The following is a 14,049-nucleotide window of genomic DNA, read 5'->3' on the forward strand; positions in this document are numbered from 1 at the left end:
GCGATTTCCCGGCCTTAGCGGGGAGCGAGCTCTGCTACGTAGATTTCCACGCGGCGGTTGCGTGCGCGTCCCGATGCATCCGCATTCGAGGCGATCGGCTCGCGGGCGCCGCGGCCTTCCGTGACGACGCGGGTTGGCGAGACGCCGCGCATGGACAGGTAGTCGCGCGTGTGGGCCGCGCGTTCCACCGACAGCGGTTCGTTGATGGAAGCGCTGCCCGTGCTGTCCGTATGGCCGATGATGCTGACCGTGGTGTTCGGGTTTTCGTTCAGGGTGGCGGCAAAGCGGTCGAGGATGGGGCGGAAATTGCCCTTGATGTCGGCGCGGTTGGTGTCGAAGGAAATATCGCTGGGGATTTCCATTTTCAGGCGGTTATCGGCCGTCTGCGTTACTTGCACACCAGTACCCTGTGTCGCTTGTTCCATCGCGCGCTTCTGGTTTTCCATGCGGTTCGACCAGATATTGCCGATCACGGCGCCCGCCGCCGCGCCGATCAGGGCGCCGCCGGCCGTGCGGCCGCTGCTGCCGCCACCGGTGGTGCCGCCGATTAAGGCGCCCAGGCCCGCGCCGACGCCGGCGCCCGTGGCCGTGCCACGTTGCGTGGCGGACATGTCCGCGCAGCCGCTGGCGGCCAATGCGATCACCAGCATGCCGATCAGGGATTTGGCGCCAGGGCCTTTTTTGAATGCTTCTTTCATGGATTTTCTCCTTGTTTTGTTATTGGGACATACCCAGGAATTACCTGCACACGTTACTGCAAAATGGCGCGGCGTGCCAGTGTGCGCGCACTACAGGCAAAAGGGCGGCGCCCGTTCGCACGCGCGCCGCCCCGTCTGGCCAGTAAATTGGCCTCTATAAACCGCGTCCGCTGATCAGGCGCAGCAGCACCATGATCACGGCGACCACCAGCAGTATGTGGATGAAGCCGCCAATGGTATAGGAAGTTACCAGGCCCAGCAGCCAAAGAATGATGAGTACGACGGCGATTGTATACAGCATGATGTGTCCTCCGAGAGTAATGTGTGGATGACGGCGACGGCCTTGGCCTTGCAGGCGCTGGCGCGTGGCGCCGTCATCGGTTCTTGTCATTGCGCGGCGACTGGGTCGCTGAACGCTGATGCCATGACTAAGTGTCTACTTTGTTTCCCTTGCGTTCTGTACGCTGTCGTACACAAGACTTAACTATCGTGAGCGGTCGGCGTGTTCATCGGCCATGCCCGGCACCCATGCCAGCATGCCGGCCATGCCGACGGCGCCGGCCAGGCAGCTGACCATGCCGCCCGTCAGCAGCAGCATGACGCCGAACACGGGGCCGCCCGCTTCGGGCGCCAGATCCAGCGCGCAAAAGCCCAGCGCGGTGGCCAGCAAGCCGCCGCCAATAAAGCCCAGCCAGATCCTGTTGCTGCCTGCCTTGTCGTCTTGCATGGCTACTCCTTGATGACGTTTCGTTGAACTTTCCTGAATGCATCATCTCGCGGGACGGCAAGCTCATCTGTACGCCAACGAACATTGCTAAAAAGAAAACGCCCGGACAAGCCGGGCGTGTGTTGAATTTGCAACTTATTGCAGCGGCGGCAGCGCTGCGGTCCATGCCTTAGCCAATGGCGCGCAAGCCGCCGTTGACGACGCGCACGCGGTCGCCCTGGCGCCAGTTTGGCGCGGCGCTCTGGTGCACGGTGCGCGTCTTGCCGTTATCTAGGCGCACGACGATGTTGTAGCTGCGCGTGGCGCGCACGCTGCCTTCGATCTGGTTGCCGGCCACGGCGCCGCCGACGGCGCCCAGCACGGTGGCCAGTTGCTTGCCGTGGCCGCCGCCCACCTGGTTGCCCAGCAAGCCGCCGACGACGGCGCCGCCAGCCGCGCCCACGCCGCTGCCTTCGGCGCGCGTATTGACTTCATGGATGGCTTCGATCACGCCGCAATTGGCGCACACCTGCGGCGCCGGGGCTGCCGCGGCGTATTGTTGCTGCGGTTGCTGCGGTTGCGGCTGGCGCACTGGTTGCTGCTGCTGCTGTGGCGGCAGGGCGGCCAGCGGCTGCGCGCTGGCCGGTTGCAAGTTTGCTGGCGGCTGGTTTGCCTGCAGGTTGGCCATTTGTTCGGCCGAGGTGCTGGCCGCCAGTGGCTGGCTATCGCCCTGGGACGAAGGCAGCCAGCCCATCAGGGCAGCCGTGCCGACGCCGCAAAACAGCAGGACGGCGACGGCGGCGGCAAGCACCAGCGGATGGAGGGATTTGGTGGTGGTAGTCATGGAAGGCTCCTTGGTTATTTTAAATAAAGGGTGCTGCGTGTTCTGTTTGTTGATGCTTGTTCTGTGCGTGTAGTGCCAGTGTGCTGTGCCGCTTGCTCCGCTTCCGTGCGTCACCGTACATACAGGGCCGGTACTGCACCGTAGGCTAAGTAAAAATTATGTCGAGTTGTAACGACACCAAGGAAAAGCAATGCCACCAACGACTGCCAGCATGACCCTGTCCCGCGATGCAGGCCGATCCGGCCTGGGTTCGCCCGTGGGCGCGCTTGACGCCGGCAACCGCCTGCTGGCCAGCCTGCCCGATCACGACTTGCGGCACCTGACGGCGCTGTTCGATACCGTCACGGTCGAGGTGGGCGAGGTGCTGTACGAACCAGGCCAGCCTATCGGCCACATCTATTTTCCTGGCGATTGCCTGATCTCGCTGCTGGCCGTGGCGGAAGGCCGGATGACCTTGGAAGTGGGCTCCGTCGGCCGCGAAGGTGTCCTGGGCGCGTCCGTCGCGCTCGGTCATGACGTGGCGCAAGTGCGTGCCGTGGTGCAGCGTTCCGGTACGGCCAGCCGCATCGGGCGGGCCGAGTTCTGCGCCGAGTTCGCCCAGCTCGAGTCCCTGCAGCGTTTGCTGTACCGCTACACGGACACCCTGCTGGCGCAAGCCATCCAGATTGCCGTGTGCAGCCGCTTCCACGTGCTCGAGGCGCGCCTGGCCCGTTCGCTGCTGATCACGCGCGACCGCCTGCAGTCGGAAAAATTTCACCTCACGCATGAATTTCTTGCCCACACCCTGGGCGTGCGGCGGGTCGGCGTGACCAAGGCGGCCAGCGCGCTGCAACAGCAAAAACTCATCACCTACAGCCGCGGCAATATCGAGATCCTCGATTCGGCGGGGCTGGAAGCCGTGTCCTGCCGCTGCTACGAGCTGGTCAAGGATAGCGGCGCCATCGGCATGGCCAACGTCTTCGTCTGATTCTTCCTGCTGGCGTTCAACCTTCTGCCGCAGACGCAAAAAAGCGGGGCGGGCGCCTGGGCACCCACCCCGCTTTCTCGATCAATAATTACTTCGGCTTGACCTGGTTGCCGATCACGCCGCCGACTGCGGCGCCGCCGACTGCGCCGATGGCGCTGCCGCCCGTCAGCACGGAGCCGGCAACTGCGCCGACGCCAGCGCCGATGGCGGTGTTTTTATCCTGGCCGGACATGTTGGCGCAAGCGGTCAAGCTCAACAGCAAGGCGGCAACGGAAGTGGTAGCGGCGATTTTTTTAATGATTTGCATGATAGTTCTCCTATGAATTCGGACCTCGTGGCGCCGGCATGGTATGGGCCGGTGAGACTTCGTATCGCCACGTCTTGGGTGTTTCAGGCACGATTACAGAATAGGATTGTGGCAAGGCAGGGTCTGTTCGGCAACGCACATAGGGGTGTAACAATTGTAATCGTGCACGGCTACGTGTGACTTACCGGTTTTTGCGCGGTGCCTTGCCAGGTTTCGGCGCCACCGGTTTTACGCGCGCCTGGGCCAGCAGTGCCGCGCATTCGCTATCTTCGACGGGGCCGGTATTGACCAGCGGCAGCAGCGCCGCCACGGGCGCCACCACGGCCAGCGCCAGGGCGCCACCGGCGCGCAGGGCCAGCACGCCCTTGTCGACGCTCACGTCGGGCTTGCTGAAGGTGCCGTGTACATACAGGGGCGAGCGCAGCGAAAAGATGCGCAAGCCCTTGCTGTCCGGCCGCAGGGTCAGGTCCAGCCGTTCATCGGCCAGGTTCACCGTGCCGTCGATATTCAGGACGGCGTCATCCGTGTCCACGATGAACTGGCGCGTGCGCATCAGTCCCTTGGTGACGGCGAAATCGGCGGCCATGCAGTTCAGCTTGACCTGTTTGTCGCCCGCCAGTTTGGCCAGCACGACACTGCCGATATTCAAGCCCATTTCTTCCAGCAGCAGCTTGCTGATGCTGCCACGGTTGATCAGCGCGCGCACTTCGCCGTTAGAGCTGCCCAGCAGGGTGGCGACGGAATTGCCCGTCGCCGACAGCGACGCATCGCCATTGATTTCGCCCACGCTAGCCTGCAGGGCCGGCAGGCGGGGAAACAGCTGCTGGATGTGCAGATGGCGGGCGCTGGCCTTGAGCTCGGCCGCGATGCCATTGGCGATGACCTTGCCGCTGCCGTCGAGCTTGATTTGCGACGTCAGGGTGCCGCCCGCCACGTTGAAGTTGAGCGGCGTCAAGGACAGCACGCCGTCCGTCAGCACCACATGCGTGTCGAGCTTGCTGATCGGCAGTTCGGCATCGCGTGTGATCTTGTCGGCCGTGTAGCGCACGTCGGCGTCCAGGCTGGTCCAGCGCTCCGTCTTGAAGGTTTCCACCGGCAAGACCCGGCCGGCCGGCTGCGTCGATGGCACGCCCCGTTCCTTCTTGCTGGCGCTGGAATCGGCGCCCACCAGCGGACCCAAATCGGAAAATTGCAGCAGGCGCGAGTGGACTTCACCCGTCAGGCGCTTGCGCGGCGTGCTGGCGGAAAAGGCCAGCTTGCCTTGGACGTCGCTGGAGCCCACCTTGCCGCTGAACTTGTCGTACACCCACTCGCCGCCGCGGGGCGCCAGGGTCGCCGTCAAATGGCCTTCCGTGCTGAAGTGCGGCGTCTCCGGCAACAGCACGCCCGTCAATGGATACAGGCGCGCCATGCTGGGTCCGGATAGCTTCAGGCGCACGTCGAGCGCGGCCAGGTTGGCCGGGCGCGTCAGGGTGCCTTCGATGGCCACGCTGCTGCCGCCCGCGCGCATGTCTGCCTGGATGGGGAAGGGCGTGCCCTGCTGCTGCAGCGACAGTACGCCGCCGGCCTTGCCGCCACCCTTGATGCTTTCTCCATGGTATTTGCCGGACAAGGTCCAGGCGATGCCGTAGCGCGCATCGTCCGCGATGGTGTCGACATCGGCGCGCATCGCCGTTTTGCTGACGCCATCGTCCAGGTACACGGTGCCCTTGCTGAAGACCACGCTTTGCAATTCCAGCTGCCAAGGCGATGGCTGGTCCTGCTTGTCGAAGGTCCAGTTGTTCTTGCCATCCTTGTTGCGCAGCAAGCGCACCTGCGGCGTGTCGAAGCGCAATTGCGGAATGATGATTTTCTTGTCGAGCAGGGCCAGCGGATTGAGCGAGAACGCCAGCTGGCTGACGCTGGCCAGCTGCGCCTGGCCATCCGTGTCCGTCATGGCGCTCGGATTGCCCAGGCGCACGTCCTTTGCCTGCAGGTGCGGCCACGGCAGATAGTCGCGCCAGCTTTTTTGCCCGCCAGCCGTTGGCTGCTGCCACGTCAGCGCCAGGTCGCCCTCGATGGCAAACGGCCTTCCCAACGCATCGCTGACGCGCGCATTGAGCCAGGGCTTGGCGCGGTTCCAGTCCATGTTCAGCACGATGATGGAAGCCGTGACGGGCAGGGCGATGAGCACGGCGGTGCTGGCGAGGGCGATTTTCTGACGGCGGGAGAGCGGCATAAGCTGATTCTTTCTGGACAAGTAGTTGCGATGCTACAGGAATCGCTCCAAAGCCGGGCCTGTTTCAGGTTTTGCTGGCGGGCACGTGCGCTGGCGCACGTTGCCCATGCAAGTATTGTCGATTTCTTACCCTATGTGCGGCACCGAACGGATATGCGGGGAGCCGGAGCCTATAACGTCATACATCAAACGCAGTTCCTGATTCCAGATGCACCGACGTATGAACCCTATTGCTTAACATTCTCCAGGAGAAGAAAAATGACAAACCGAGATTTCAAGATGTCCCCATTGGCCGCCTTGGCCGCCTGCGCTACCGCTGTCGTCCTGATGACGGGCTGCTCCAGCCTGAAAACGCCCGCCACGGCCGATGTTGCCGTGTCGCGCGCCGCTGTCGATAACGCTGCCAGCGCTGGCGCCGCCGACCTGGCGCCCGATGAAATGCGTTCGGCCCGCGAAAAAATGCGCATGGCTAACCAGGCATTGAAAGACCGCGACTACAAGACGGCGCGCGATCTGGCGGACCAGGCGCAAGCCGATGCCAAGCTGGCGCAAAGCAAGGCCAATTCGGCCAAGGCCACCAGCGCCGCTGATGAAATCAACGAGAACATCCGCGTCATGCGCGAAGAGCTCGACCGTGCCAATCAGCAAGCCCCAAAACAATAAGCAACAACAATAACTAATAACAGGACCCCATCATGAAAAAAGCTACCTACACTACCATTCCCGGCCTGCTGGCCATGGCCGCTCTGGTTGCCGCCTGCAGCTCCGCACCGACCACCACCAGCCTGCTCGACCAGACCCGCGGCGACTACATGGCGGCGCAATCGAACCCGATCGTGTCGACCTATGCGCCACGCGAATTCCGCGAAGCGAGCGCTGCGTTGGAAGCGGCAAACGCGGCCGCCACGCGCCAGGAAGATAGCGAAAAAGTCGACAAGCTGGCCTACCTGGCCAAGCAAAAGATAGCCACGGCGCAAGAAGTCGCCAAGCAGAAGGCCGCTGAAGCCGATATCGCCAACGCCGGCAAGCAGCGCGACCAGTTGCGCCTCGATGCGCGCACGCAGCAGGCGGACCAGGCCACGGCTCGCGCCCAGTCGGCGCAGGCGGATGCGGAAGCGGCCAAGGCCCAGGCGCAAGCGGCCGAAGCGTCGGCCCGCGATGCGCAAGCGCGCGCCGCCGGACTCGAAGCGCAGCTGGCCGACCTGGCCGCCAAGAAAACGGAACGCGGCATGGTGATCACCCTGGGTGATGTGCTGTTTGGCACGGATAAGGCGAACCTGACGGCCGATGGCGCAAATACGGCGCGCAAGCTGGCCGATGTGCTGAAAAACAACCCGCAGCGCACCGTGCTGATCGAAGGCTTTACGGATAGCACGGGCGGCTCCGCGCACAACCTGGAATTGTCGCAACGCCGCGCGGAATCCGTGCGCAATGCGCTGCTGGAGCAAGGCATCAGCCGTGATCGCATCGCCACGAAAGGCTATGGCGCCGCCTATCCGGCCGCCGGCAACGACACGGCGTCGAACCGCCAGCTGAATCGCCGGGTGGAAATCGTCTTATCGGAAGATAACACCGCGATTCCCGCCCGCCGCTAAAACACCAGGCCAAACCTGCTGCGCGTCGCGACTTGCGGCCTCCGATGCTCACTGTGCTCTAGCACAGCTCCGCTTCTCGGCCACAATTCACTGCCGCTCGCTACGGTTTTGCCTAGTGTTTGATTTGTTAGTAGGCAGCACCGGCCGAAGCTTGGCCGGTGGATACCCATGCAAGACTTGAAAGGAAACATCATGACCCAAACATCTGTTGAGATTCCAGCTGGCATCGATACGGCGGCCATCCGCGCTGCCGCCAAAAACCTGGACGATGGCGCCGTGACGGCCGGCTACCAGGCCGACCGCCAGGAGTTGATTACCCTGTTGAATGGGGCGCTGGCCACCGAACTGGTGTGTATTGCGCGCTACAAGCGCCATTACTACACGGTGAGCGGACGCGACAACGGCACCATCAAGGCCGAGTTCCTTGAACATGCGCAGCAGGAGCAGGAGCACGCCGACTGGCTGGCTGAACGCATCGTGCAATTGAATGGCAAGCCAGATTTTAATCCTGCAACATTGCTTGCGCGTAGCCATGCCGAGTATGATGACTCTGAAGACGTGCAGAGCATGGTGCGTGCCAATCTGATCGCGGAACGGGTAGCGATCGAGTCATATCGCCAGATGATCGTGAAAATCGGCGACAAAGACCCGACCACACGCCATTTGTTGATCAAGATCATGGCTGTCGAGGAAGAGCACGCCGATGATATGCGCGATCTAATGGAATAGTGTTTTTGAGTAAAGTAGGTATAGTAACTACATTCATCCACAGCTAAGGAGCTAAACCATGTTGGAAAACAATATCACCACCGTCAATAACGATGTCAAAACCTTGGTCAAGGATGCGCAAGCCCTGTTCAGCGCCGCTGCCGCCCTGACCGGTGAAAAAGCCGATGAAGTGCGCGTCAAGGGCATGAAAACCCTGGATGCCGCCCTGGCCAAGGCGCATGAAGCGCAAGCGTCGGCCATCGTTGCCACCAAGCAGCTCGCCTCCCAGGCTGACGGCTACGTCAAGGAAAACCCATGGCGCACGGTGGCCGTCGCCGCTGGCGTCGGCGTACTGGTCGGCTTCATCCTGGGCCGCAAGTAATCCACTGTCAGGAGCGATATGGACAAGTCTGCTTCGTCTCACCAGGGGCCGGGATTGATCGGCTCGGTCGCCGGCCTGGCCAAAAACGCCGTCGGACTGATGTTGTCGCGGCTGGAACTGGCCACCATCGAACTGTCGGAAGTGCGCAATCACATGCTGCAGCTGATTGTCATTTTCGCGCTGGCGACCGTGGCGGGCTTGTTTGCCATCGCTTACGGCAGCGTGCTGATCGTCTTTCTGGCCTGGGATAGCTTGGGCTGGAAGATCCTGGCGATCATGACGGTCGTGTTCGTACTGCTGGCCATCGCCCTGGTCATGTATGCGCGCGCCATGCTGCGTCAAGGAAAGCTGTCCATGCCGGCCACCATGGCGGAATTGAAGGCTGACCGCGACATGCTGATGTAAGCTGCATTACGAGGAGAATTCATGTCGGACAACGACAAACTGGCGGCGCAAGCCGCCCGCAAGCGCCTGCTGATCGCCCAGGGCGAAATGTACCGCGTGGGCATCGTGCATGCGCGCGCCAACGTGGGCTATGCGCTGCGCCCGGAATCGATGCTGCAGGGCGTGGTCGAAACGGCGGTCGGCTTTGCCGGCCACCGCGTCGAATCCCTGCTGGCGCCGGGCGGCATGCGTTTGCAAGGCGCCATGCCCTATGTGCTGACGGCGCTATCGTTTATCGGACGCAAGAAGCTGGTCAAGCCGGCCCTGGTCCTCGTGGCCGTGGCCGCCGTCGCCGCCAGCTGGCTGCGCCGCAAGCGCTGAACGCCAGCCGTGTTGCACAGGAACGCCGTCATTGACGGCGTTTTTTTTGCCCGTACCCAACGTCCGGCACGTGCAGGCGCAATCCCTTACAATGATTCACGCCGCACCCGCGCGGCGGACAGAGGGCTATCTTGATGACGAATTCGAAGACACCGATCAATCAGTTAAATCCTTCGCGCCTGCGCATCGTGCTGGTGCTGCAAGGCGGCGGCGCACTGGGCGCCTACCAGGCCGGCGTCTACCACGCGCTGCACGAACATGGCCTGGCGCCCGACTGGGTGGTGGGCACCTCGATCGGCGCCATCAATGCCGCCATTCTGGCGGGTAACAAGCACGAAGACCGGCTCGTGCGTCTGAAGGAATTCTGGCAGCGCGTGGCGCACCGCGACAGCATCGACATGAACCTGGTATCGGACCAGCAGCGCCGCTCGAACATCTGGCTGGCCACGCTCGATACGGTGCTGCGCGGCGTGCCTGGCTTCTTCAAGCCGCGGGCCTTCAGCCTGTTTCCCGCCGGAATCGCCGTCAAGCCGGAAGAGGCCAGCTTCTATGACACCAGCGAACTGGCCGGCACCCTCGAGGATCTGGTCGATTTCGATTACCTGAACCAGCCCGGCGGCATGCGCCTGACCGTCAACGCCCTGCGCGTCAAATGCGGTAGCCTCACCAGTTTCGACAGCCAGCAGCAGCCTCTGACGGCGGACCATATCCGCGCCAGCGGCGCCTTGCCGCCCGGCTTTGCCGGCGTACGCGTCGATGGCGATTTATATTGGGACGGCGCCCTGTACTCGAACACGCCGCTGGAAACCGTGCTTGACGATACGCCCCACGTCGACACCCTGGTCTTCATGGTCGATTTGTGGAGCTCGGAAGGACCGGAACCGACCACGCTCGACGAAGTGCAGACGCGGCAAAAGGACGTGACCTTCGCGTCGCGCTCGAAGCGGCATATCGCCGATTACGTCAATACGCATACCTTGCAGCGCAAATTGCGCGAACTGTACGCCGGCCTGCCCGATACAAAGCACAACCGCCAGCAGACGGAAGAGCTGGTGGCGCTCGGTTGCGACAGCACCATGCACATCGTGCGCCTGCCGTATGCGGGGCGCGACTGGCACATGGCGGCCAAGGATATCAATTTTTCCCGGGGCTCCATCGAGTGGCGCTGGGAGCAGGGCTACCAGGATGGCTTGCGCGCGATCAAGGCGGCCGGCTGGCTGGCCTTTGTCACGGAAGATACGCCACTCGTGGTGCACGAACTGCCGCCCTACGAGCGCGACGCCGCCTGATCAGGCCGAGTCGCAAGAGTACGCTTCACTACTGCGGATGGGCCGCTTCGCGCAGTTTTTCCGCGTTGGCCATGTCTTGCCGATACGTGTCCTGCGCATCCTTCAGGCAGGTGGCGCGCGCGGCGGATGGTTCCGAACGGCAGGCTTTTTTGGCCTCGGCCAGGGCGGCGGCGATTTCCTTGCGCAGGGTGCGCAGCTGGGCTTGCGCCGTGCTGTCTTCCTGGTACCAGCGTTGCGGGTCGCCCGGTTGCGGCATGGCCGTCTGGGCCAGTGCCAAAGGCGCCAGGCTGCAGGCGAACAGGGTGGCCAAGAGTGTGTTGTGGATAGTCATGATAGTTCCTCCTTGAAATAAAAAAGGCGCCGCAGCGCCTTTTTTTACAACCTGCCCGTCAGTAATAGCAGGATCAGTATCACTACGACCAGGCCGGCGATGCCGCTGGGGCCGTAACCCCAGTTGCGGCTATGCGGCCAGGTAGGCAGGACGCCGACCAGGGCCAGGATCAAGATGATCAGAATGATGGTGCCCATGGCAACTCCTTGTTATCGTATGACTCATGCGGGATGGCGGCTGCCTGTTGGCAAGCTCCGCCGAAAATTAATAGCGGTAGACGCGGCCGTCAACGACGCGCACGCGGTTGCCCGGGCGCAAATCATTCGCGTTGTCCTGCACCACGGTGCGGTATTCGCCGTTGTCGAGGCGTACGCTGATCTGGTAGGCCTGCGCTTGCTGCCTGCGGCCTTCCACCTGGTTGCCCACGACGCCGCCGGCGACGGCGCCCGCCACGGTGGCGGCCGTGCGTCCGCCGCCCGAGCCGATGGTATTGCCCAGCAGTGCGCCGGCGATGCCGCCGACCACGGCGCCCGCGCCGCTGGTTTGTCCGCCACCCTGCACGATCTGGATGGAGTCGACGGTGCCGTACATGGCGGATTCAGGCTGGTTGGCCGGGTAATATTGTTGTGACTGGGAAGGACCGGTGGCGCAACCGCTCAGTGCGGCGGTGGCGGCGAGCATCAGTGCAGCCAAGGTGGCGTTGGTTTTCATTTTATTCTCCTGACGAGGTGAGGGTGTAGTGCCATCTTAGTCATGCCCCTGTTTCCGGTCTGTACGCTGCCGCACGTACTTATTTGGTGCCGATAATGGTATTTTTTACCGGGACGATCCAGCAAAACGTTGTTATTTATCCCTGTCTGGCTTCCGCTTTCAAAATAAATTACTTGTGTACGGCAGCGTACAGAAGAGAGGCGGCGATCCACGTAAAACGGTAGTCATGCCAAGCAGACATGCTTGTCACTACCAGGGAGAAATACATGAACAAGAATAAGCTTTTCACCGCCATCGTTGTCAGCCTGGCGTGCGCCGCTTGGGGCGGCCAGGCCGTGGCTGCCACGCCGGAAGCAAAAGCAGCCTACAAGGCGGCCAATGAACAGGCGGGCCTGAATTACAAGCTGGCCCATGCGGAATGCGAAAAAATCACGGGCAACCCGAAGGATGTCTGCATCGCCGAAGCAAAGGCCGTGCGCACCTACGATGAAGCTGTGGCTCAGGCGCAATACACGAATACCCTGCGCGCCTACACCAAGGCGCGCATCAAGATTGCCGATGCCAATTACGACGTCGACCTGACGCGCTGCAATGCGCTGACGGGCAACGACAAGGATGTCTGCGTCAAGCTGGCCAAGTCCACCAAGGTGGCGGCCCTGGCCGATGCCAAGGCAGACAAGAAAGTCATCGAAGCGCGCAGCGATGCGCGTGAAGCAAAAAGAAAAGCCGAGTACAAGGTCGCGACAGAAAAATGCGATGCACTAGCCGGCGCAGCCAAGGATGACTGTATCAAGGCTGCAAAAACCCAGTTCGGTTACTGAGCTCCCTCCGGCGCGCAGTCACCAAACTGGTATAAGAAGCTCATTGTGAGCACATTGATTGACCACTCCTAAGGAAAAAACCATGAAATTCACCAAATCTATCGCTACTGGCCTTTTCGTCGCTTCCCTGTTCGCTGTTGCAGGTTGCGCTTCGACCCCAACCAAGGAAGGCACGGGCGAGTACATCGACGACGCGGCCATCACCACCAAAGTGAAAGCCAGCATCTTCAACGAGCCTACCTTGAAATCGACGGAAATCAACGTTGAAACCTTCAAGGGCGTGGTTCAGCTGAGCGGCTTCGTGGCCCAGCCAGCCGATGCCGCCAAAGCGGGTGAAATCACCCGTGGCGTCAAGGGCGTGAAGTCCGTGAAAAACGACATCCGCGTCAAGTAATGGCCTGACCTGCCGCAGCGGCCAGCCCCAGGGCTGGCCCTGCGGCCTTCCACCGACCGTCGCGGGAATCGCATGCATATCCAGCCTACAGATACCCCGCCCGAGCCGGTGGCGGCTGCCTCCACCGAGCCTGCCGGGCCACCTCCCGGCGCGCCCGCGGAGCAGCCAGACTCATCCTTGCGTTTGCCGCTGCATGTCAATGCGCGTGGCATGGCGCTGGGCATCATCGCCACCGTCAGCTTCATTTATGCGCTGCAGTGGGCACAGAAATTCCTCATTCCCGTCATCTTCGGCATTTTCATCGCCTACACCCTCAATCCCGTCGTCGCCTGGCTGGAAAAGCTGCGCCTGCCGCGCGCCATCGGCGCCACGGCCGTCACGGCCCTGATCCTGTTCGGCTCCATCGTCGTGGTCGAGCGCGTGCAGGGCGAATTCGAATCCATCGTTGAAGAATTGCCGGCCGCCACGCATAAATTGTCGCGCCTGATCGCCGCCAGTACGGGCGGCAAGAACAGCACCTTCCAGAAGATGCAGGCCGTGGCCAATGAAATCGAGCAAGTGGCCGCCGGCGCCGAAGCGCGCCGCAACAACCGCCGCGCGGCCGCCGCCGAGGCGCCCAACTTCAAGATCATGGACTGGGTCTGGGCCGGCTCGCTGGGCCTGGTGGGCTTCCTCAGCCAGGCCACCATGGTCATCTTCCTCGTGTTTTTCCTGCTGCTGTCGGGCGACACCTTCAAGCGCAAGCTCGTCAAGCTGACGGGGCCGTCGCTGAGCCGCAAGAAGGTCACCGTGCACATCCTGGAAGACATCAATACGTCGATCCAGAACTATATGTTCATGCTGCTCGTCACGAATGGCTTGCTGGCCGTCCTGATGTGGATCGCCCTGCGCGTGATCGGCCTGGAAAACGCGGGCGCCTGGGCCATCGTGGCCGGCTTGCTGCACATCATGCCGTATTTCGGCCCCTTGCTCATCACCATCGCCACGGGCCTCGTTGCCTTCCTGCAGTTCGAATCGCTGGAAATGGTCTTGCTGGTGACGGGCACGTCGATGGCCATCGCCACCCTGGTGGGCACCTTTGTCACCACCTGGATGACGGGACGCATCGCCCGCATGAATCCCACGGCCGTGTTCATCAGCCTGCTGTTCTGGGGCTGGCTGTGGGGCGTCTGGGGCTTGCTGCTGGGCGTGCCCATCATCGTCATCGTGAAGGTCGTGGCCGAGCGCGTGCAGGGCATGGAAGTGGTGGCCGAGCTGCTGGGCGAATAGCTTGCGGCAACGTAAAGAAAACGGCGCCCGCGGGCGCCGTTGTT

General features: G+C 62.3%; 20 protein-coding genes. 11 read left to right on the top strand and 9 right to left on the bottom strand.

What is annotated here, in order from left to right:
- Positions 1-14: 14 nt before the first annotated feature.
- The 4 genes from LSO07_RS09775 to LSO07_RS09790 form a co-directional block, all read right to left on the bottom strand.
- Complete coding sequence (locus LSO07_RS09775) at positions 15-650, bottom strand: OmpA family protein (RefSeq protein ID WP_034786394.1); 636 nt, start codon at positions 648-650, stop codon at positions 15-17.
- A gap of 202 nt (positions 651-852) precedes the next feature.
- Positions 853-999, bottom strand: a complete 147-nt coding sequence (locus LSO07_RS09780; RefSeq protein WP_010396376.1) for a lmo0937 family membrane protein — start codon at positions 997-999, stop codon at positions 853-855.
- A gap of 183 nt (positions 1,000-1,182) precedes the next feature.
- On the bottom strand, positions 1,183-1,425 hold the full coding sequence (locus LSO07_RS09785) for a hypothetical protein (RefSeq protein WP_034786348.1): 243 nt from the start codon (positions 1,423-1,425) through the stop codon (positions 1,183-1,185).
- A gap of 169 nt (positions 1,426-1,594) precedes the next feature.
- Positions 1,595-2,248 (bottom strand): glycine zipper 2TM domain-containing protein, encoded by a 654-nt coding sequence (locus LSO07_RS09790; RefSeq protein ID WP_151093616.1) that lies wholly within the window; start codon positions 2,246-2,248, stop codon positions 1,595-1,597.
- A 190-nt stretch (positions 2,249-2,438) separates the two neighbouring features.
- On the opposite strand from LSO07_RS09790, the gene LSO07_RS09795 reads away from it, so the two are divergent.
- Positions 2,439-3,215 carry a Crp/Fnr family transcriptional regulator gene (locus LSO07_RS09795; RefSeq protein ID WP_151093618.1) on the top strand — a complete coding sequence of 259 codons (777 nt, stop codon included), beginning with the start codon at positions 2,439-2,441 and terminating at the stop codon, positions 3,213-3,215.
- Positions 3,216-3,303: 88 nt separating this feature from the next.
- Here the strand turns inward: LSO07_RS09795 and LSO07_RS09800 are convergent, their stop codons facing one another.
- Together LSO07_RS09800 and LSO07_RS09805 are read right to left on the bottom strand one after the other, a co-directional pair.
- Positions 3,304-3,522: a glycine zipper 2TM domain-containing protein gene (locus LSO07_RS09800; protein ID WP_077401543.1), complete on the bottom strand. Its 219-nt coding sequence runs from the start codon at positions 3,520-3,522 to the stop codon at positions 3,304-3,306.
- Between the two features lie 181 nt (positions 3,523-3,703).
- Positions 3,704-5,740 (bottom strand): AsmA family protein, encoded by a 2,037-nt coding sequence (locus tag LSO07_RS09805; protein ID WP_151093620.1) that lies wholly within the window; start codon positions 5,738-5,740, stop codon positions 3,704-3,706.
- A 258-nt stretch (positions 5,741-5,998) separates the two neighbouring features.
- On the opposite strand from LSO07_RS09805, the gene LSO07_RS09810 reads away from it, so the two are divergent.
- The 7 genes from LSO07_RS09810 to LSO07_RS09840 all read left to right on the top strand — a co-directional run bounded on the left by LSO07_RS09810 (position 5,999) and on the right by LSO07_RS09840 (position 10,479).
- Entirely contained in the window at positions 5,999-6,403 is a 405-nt protein-coding gene (locus LSO07_RS09810; protein WP_051992010.1) for a DUF4398 domain-containing protein, read from the top strand.
- A gap of 32 nt (positions 6,404-6,435) precedes the next feature.
- Positions 6,436-7,335: an OmpA family protein gene (locus tag LSO07_RS09815; RefSeq protein WP_034786341.1), complete on the top strand. Its 900-nt coding sequence runs from the start codon at positions 6,436-6,438 to the stop codon at positions 7,333-7,335.
- A 168-nt stretch (positions 7,336-7,503) separates the two neighbouring features.
- Positions 7,504-8,064 carry a ferritin-like domain-containing protein gene (locus LSO07_RS09820; RefSeq protein ID WP_370385375.1) on the top strand — a complete coding sequence of 187 codons (561 nt, stop codon included), beginning with the start codon at positions 7,504-7,506 and terminating at the stop codon, positions 8,062-8,064.
- Positions 8,065-8,122: 58 nt separating this feature from the next.
- The gene (locus LSO07_RS09825; RefSeq protein ID WP_034786336.1) at positions 8,123-8,425 is read left to right on the top strand and encodes a DUF883 family protein; all 303 of its coding nucleotides are present in this window, start codon (positions 8,123-8,125) and stop codon (positions 8,423-8,425) included.
- Between the two features lie 18 nt (positions 8,426-8,443).
- Positions 8,444-8,830: a phage holin family protein gene (locus tag LSO07_RS09830; protein WP_034758936.1), complete on the top strand. Its 387-nt coding sequence runs from the start codon at positions 8,444-8,446 to the stop codon at positions 8,828-8,830.
- 21 nt (positions 8,831-8,851) lie between these two features.
- On the top strand, positions 8,852-9,190 hold the full coding sequence (locus LSO07_RS09835; protein ID WP_034786335.1) for a hypothetical protein: 339 nt from the start codon (positions 8,852-8,854) through the stop codon (positions 9,188-9,190).
- 134 nt (positions 9,191-9,324) lie between these two features.
- Positions 9,325-10,479 carry a patatin-like phospholipase family protein gene (locus LSO07_RS09840; RefSeq protein WP_151093623.1) on the top strand — a complete coding sequence of 385 codons (1,155 nt, stop codon included), beginning with the start codon at positions 9,325-9,327 and terminating at the stop codon, positions 10,477-10,479.
- Positions 10,480-10,507: 28 nt separating this feature from the next.
- Here the strand turns inward: LSO07_RS09840 and LSO07_RS09845 are convergent, their stop codons facing one another.
- From LSO07_RS09845 to LSO07_RS09855, 3 genes are all read right to left on the bottom strand, one after another.
- Positions 10,508-10,810 (bottom strand): hypothetical protein, encoded by a 303-nt coding sequence (locus tag LSO07_RS09845; RefSeq protein WP_151093625.1) that lies wholly within the window; start codon positions 10,808-10,810, stop codon positions 10,508-10,510.
- Positions 10,811-10,854: 44 nt separating this feature from the next.
- Entirely contained in the window at positions 10,855-11,007 is a 153-nt protein-coding gene (locus tag LSO07_RS09850; protein WP_010396415.1) for a DUF3309 family protein, read from the bottom strand.
- 67 nt (positions 11,008-11,074) lie between these two features.
- Complete coding sequence (locus tag LSO07_RS09855; RefSeq protein ID WP_034786328.1) at positions 11,075-11,521, bottom strand: glycine zipper 2TM domain-containing protein; 447 nt, start codon at positions 11,519-11,521, stop codon at positions 11,075-11,077.
- Between the two features lie 266 nt (positions 11,522-11,787).
- Between LSO07_RS09855 and LSO07_RS09860 the strand changes: the two genes are divergently transcribed.
- From LSO07_RS09860 to LSO07_RS09870, 3 genes are all read left to right on the top strand, one after another.
- Positions 11,788-12,342 (top strand): hypothetical protein, encoded by a 555-nt coding sequence (locus LSO07_RS09860; protein WP_034786326.1) that lies wholly within the window; start codon positions 11,788-11,790, stop codon positions 12,340-12,342.
- Between the two features lie 82 nt (positions 12,343-12,424).
- Complete coding sequence (locus LSO07_RS09865; protein WP_034786324.1) at positions 12,425-12,736, top strand: BON domain-containing protein; 312 nt, start codon at positions 12,425-12,427, stop codon at positions 12,734-12,736.
- Between the two features lie 177 nt (positions 12,737-12,913).
- Entirely contained in the window at positions 12,914-14,005 is a 1,092-nt protein-coding gene (locus LSO07_RS09870; RefSeq protein WP_070255094.1) for an AI-2E family transporter, read from the top strand.
- The last annotated feature ends 44 nt before the right edge of the window (positions 14,006-14,049 follow it).

The organism is Janthinobacterium sp. PLB04 (assembly GCF_021165895.1).
In the GTDB taxonomy this organism is placed as follows: Bacteria; Pseudomonadota; Gammaproteobacteria; order Burkholderiales; family Burkholderiaceae_D; genus Janthinobacterium; species Janthinobacterium lividum.

Excerpts from the sequence above, each read along its gene's own strand:
- LSO07_RS09775 (WP_034786394.1), bottom strand. The coding sequence starts at position 650 with ATGCTGGTGATCGCATTGGCCGCCAGCGGCTGCGCGGACATGTCCGCC.
- LSO07_RS09825 (WP_034786336.1), top strand. The coding sequence starts at position 8,123 with ATGTTGGAAAACAATATCACCACCGTCAATAACGATGTCAAAACCTTG.
- LSO07_RS09815 (WP_034786341.1), top strand. The coding sequence starts at position 6,436 with ATGAAAAAAGCTACCTACACTACCATTCCCGGCCTGCTGGCCATGGCC.
- LSO07_RS09800 (WP_077401543.1), bottom strand. The coding sequence starts at position 3,522 with ATGCAAATCATTAAAAAAATCGCCGCTACCACTTCCGTTGCCGCCTTG.
- LSO07_RS09780 (WP_010396376.1), bottom strand. The coding sequence starts at position 999 with ATGCTGTATACAATCGCCGTCGTACTCATCATTCTTTGGCTGCTGGGC.
- LSO07_RS09820 (WP_370385375.1), top strand. The coding sequence starts at position 7,504 with ATGCAAGACTTGAAAGGAAACATCATGACCCAAACATCTGTTGAGATT.
- LSO07_RS09795 (WP_151093618.1), top strand. The coding sequence starts at position 2,439 with ATGCCACCAACGACTGCCAGCATGACCCTGTCCCGCGATGCAGGCCGA.
- LSO07_RS09785 (WP_034786348.1), bottom strand. The coding sequence starts at position 1,425 with ATGCAAGACGACAAGGCAGGCAGCAACAGGATCTGGCTGGGCTTTATT.
- LSO07_RS09790 (WP_151093616.1), bottom strand. The coding sequence starts at position 2,248 with ATGACTACCACCACCAAATCCCTCCATCCGCTGGTGCTTGCCGCCGCC.
- LSO07_RS09810 (WP_051992010.1), top strand. The coding sequence starts at position 5,999 with ATGACAAACCGAGATTTCAAGATGTCCCCATTGGCCGCCTTGGCCGCC.
- LSO07_RS09850 (WP_010396415.1), bottom strand. The coding sequence starts at position 11,007 with ATGGGCACCATCATTCTGATCATCTTGATCCTGGCCCTGGTCGGCGTC.
- LSO07_RS09830 (WP_034758936.1), top strand. The coding sequence starts at position 8,444 with ATGGACAAGTCTGCTTCGTCTCACCAGGGGCCGGGATTGATCGGCTCG.
- LSO07_RS09835 (WP_034786335.1), top strand. The coding sequence starts at position 8,852 with ATGTCGGACAACGACAAACTGGCGGCGCAAGCCGCCCGCAAGCGCCTG.
- LSO07_RS09805 (WP_151093620.1), bottom strand. The coding sequence starts at position 5,740 with ATGCCGCTCTCCCGCCGTCAGAAAATCGCCCTCGCCAGCACCGCCGTG.
- LSO07_RS09845 (WP_151093625.1), bottom strand. The coding sequence starts at position 10,810 with ATGACTATCCACAACACACTCTTGGCCACCCTGTTCGCCTGCAGCCTG.
- LSO07_RS09865 (WP_034786324.1), top strand. The coding sequence starts at position 12,425 with ATGAAATTCACCAAATCTATCGCTACTGGCCTTTTCGTCGCTTCCCTG.
- LSO07_RS09855 (WP_034786328.1), bottom strand. The coding sequence starts at position 11,521 with ATGAAAACCAACGCCACCTTGGCTGCACTGATGCTCGCCGCCACCGCC.
- LSO07_RS09860 (WP_034786326.1), top strand. The coding sequence starts at position 11,788 with ATGAACAAGAATAAGCTTTTCACCGCCATCGTTGTCAGCCTGGCGTGC.
- LSO07_RS09840 (WP_151093623.1), top strand. The coding sequence starts at position 9,325 with ATGACGAATTCGAAGACACCGATCAATCAGTTAAATCCTTCGCGCCTG.